Origin of the sequence: Protofrankia sp. CiP1_Cm_nod1, from assembly GCF_920888515.1 — a bacterium.
Taxonomy (GTDB): domain Bacteria; phylum Actinomycetota; class Actinomycetes; order Frankiales; family Frankiaceae; genus Protofrankia.
In genome coordinates this window covers 1-2416 of the sequence record NZ_CAKKTM010000467.1, presented here as the reverse complement: position 1 = coordinate 2416, position 2416 = coordinate 1, and the positions used below count along the sequence as shown (strand labels likewise).

Annotated in this window: 3 protein-coding genes and 1 pseudogene; 2 read left to right on the top strand and 2 right to left on the bottom strand. The window is 74.9% G+C overall.

Features of this window, described 5'->3' with window-relative positions; translation table 11 throughout:
* Together NBX02_RS22215 and NBX02_RS22210 are read right to left on the bottom strand one after the other, a co-directional pair.
* Nucleotides 1-227 (bottom strand): annotated as a pseudogene (locus NBX02_RS22215) (LytR C-terminal domain-containing protein); the annotation flags it as partial.
* Between the two features lie 8 nt (nucleotides 228-235).
* Nucleotides 236-661, bottom strand: coding sequence for a DUF3263 domain-containing protein (locus NBX02_RS22210; RefSeq protein WP_250286062.1), 426 nt, complete (start codon nucleotides 659-661; stop codon nucleotides 236-238).
* Nucleotides 662-989: 328 nt separating this feature from the next.
* Here NBX02_RS22210 and NBX02_RS23460 point away from each other — a divergent pair, with 328 nt between their 5' ends.
* Together NBX02_RS23460 and NBX02_RS22200 are read left to right on the top strand one after the other, a co-directional pair.
* A complete protein-coding gene (locus NBX02_RS23460; RefSeq protein WP_445548582.1) occupies nucleotides 990-1631 on the top strand; it encodes an RNHCP domain-containing protein in 642 nt (213 codons plus the stop codon).
* A 91-nt stretch (nucleotides 1632-1722) separates the two neighbouring features.
* The coding region (locus tag NBX02_RS22200) for a glycosyltransferase family 87 protein (protein ID WP_250292955.1) at nucleotides 1723-2416 on the top strand (694 nt) is incomplete at its 3' end.

Below are 2416 nucleotides of genomic sequence, written 5' to 3'. Positions count from 1 at the left end.
CCGCCGACGGGCCGCACGGCCCCGGCCGCGACCGTGGCCGGAGCCGGTGAAGCGGTCGCGGCGGCGGCCGCGGTGTCCGGCGAGGGGTCGTTGACCAGGTCGATGGCCAGGATGCAGCCGAGCACGGCGAGTACGGCGACGGCCCCGGCGACGATCCCGTGCAACCGGTCCCCCCGGCGCAGCCGCGGTGGCCGAGGAGGGGCCGCGGAGGAGATGGTCTCGGTCACCGCGGTGCTCAGATCTCGGCCGAGCCGGGGCGGCCGGTGTGGCCCGAGCGCGCTCGCCGGCGGGTTGCCCGCAGTCTGCGCAGCCGTCTGACCAGCATGGGGTCGGCGGCGAGCGCGGCCGGGGAGTCGATCAGGGCGTTCAGGATCTGGTAGTAGCGGGTCGCGGAGATACCGAACTCGGCGCGGATCGCGGTCTCCTTGGCGCCCGCGTACCGCCACCAGTGGTGCTCGAACTCCAGCACCCGGCGCTGGCGGTCATCGAGCGCGACCGCCGGGCCGGCCGTGTCTGGATCGTGCGCTGGTTGCGAATGGTGATCGGATGGTGTCGCCTGGTGGCCGGATTCCGGCGGGCCGGACGATGCGGGCGTCCGCACGGGATCGTGCGGGCCCTGGAAGGCCTGCGATTCGGGCGCCAGGACGTGAGCGGTGTTCACTTTGATGATCAACCTCCTCTGGCGGGGATCCGCGAATCACAGGAATGTGCTTCGCCGTCCACTATTTCAGAGGCTGGGTCCGACAACTTCGGCCGAGCCGGTCGACACGCGGGATCCTCCCTCGTCAGCCCCGCCTGCCTGGCACCGTATGAAGAAGATCACGCCTTCGGATGGAGCCGGTCATCGTCGCCGTCCGCGTGCCGCCCGTCCCATACTGTCATGCGGCCACTGCCGGGCACGTGGCCACTGCCGGGCACGTGGCCACTGCCGGGCACGCGGCCGCCGCCGGGCACGCGGCCGCCGCCGGGCATGCGGTTACTGTCATGCGGTGACCCGTCGCTTCACCCGTACCGCCGAGGACTTCCACTGCCTTGCCTGCGGGACGCCGGTGCGCGGCGACGGCTACACCAACCACTGCCCGCGCTGCCTGTGGTCCCGGCACGTGGACGTCAACCCCGGTGACCGGGCCGCCGACTGCACGGGGCCGATGCGTCCGGTCGCGGTGGAAGTGCGCGCTGGGCGAACCGTCCTGCTCCACCGCTGCGAGACCTGCGGCCACCAGCAGCGGAACAGGACATCCCCGGCGGACGACCTCGAGGCGGTCATGCGGCTGTCGGCGCAGGGCGGCGTCCACGCCGGTGCCGCCCCGGACCATGCCCCGCGAGGCGGGCGCGGACGGCCCGGCCGGCGCGGGCGGGCCGGGTCCCGGCAGGCGTACGAAGGGTACGGGTCGGGATACGAGGGGCACGGGTCGGGATACGAGGGGCACGGGTCGGGATACGAGGGGCACGGGTCCGGATACGAGGGGCACGGGTCCGGATACGAGGGGCACGGGTCCGGATACGAGGAGGCCGGCCGCGGGAACCGCCCGGACCGGCGTGGCCCGGACCGGAACAGCCCCGGGCCAGCCGGGCAGGCGGAACCCGGCACCCCGGCGGCGGATACCGTCATGGAACGTGCGGACGGCTGACATCGGTGCCGCCGGGCCGGCGCCACAGCGGCCCGGCCGCCGCCTGTCCGTGCCCCGACGGCTCCCACCACCCGGGTATCCCGGCCGGCCCGTGCCGCCGGCGCGCCTGTCCCGGTGGGCGCGCCTGTCCCGGTGGGCGGGCCAGGCCCGGCGGCGGACACGGCCATGGTTCAGGCCCTGGCCGGCCCGCCGGATCTGGGTCTTCTGGCTGGTCTCCCGGGTGGTCCTGATCGTCCTCGCTGTCGCGGGCAGGACGCTCGGCGCGCAGCACGGGGTGCTCGGCGACGTCCGGCTCTACGGCCACTGGGGCTACGGCCTGGTGCACGGCGCGGGGCTGCCCGTTGACGACGACCGCTGGCAGTACCCGCCGGCCGCGGCGATCGCGCTCGCCGTCCCGTCCGTGCTGGAGGCGGCCGCCAGGCTGCCCTATGAGGTCGGTTTCTTCCTAATGATCATTATGGTGGACGCGGCGGTCACCGGCATGCTGGCCCGGCGCTCGGCGTCCGCGGCCCGCTTCTGGCTGCTGGGGATCTGCGCGCTCGGACCGGTCGCGCTGGCCCGTTTCGACCTGTTACCGGCCGCCCTGGTGGTGGCCGCGCTGGTCGGTGTCGCCGACCGGCGGTGGGGACTGGTGGGCGTCGCGGTCGGCCTCGGCGTCCTGGTCAAGGTGTGGCCGGCGCTGCTCCTGCCCGTGCTCGGCGGCGTGGTGGCAGCGCATGGCCCGGCAGCGGGGGCGGGCCCGGCCCGCTCGCGGATCCAGGCGCGCCAGGCGCCGGGTGCGGGGG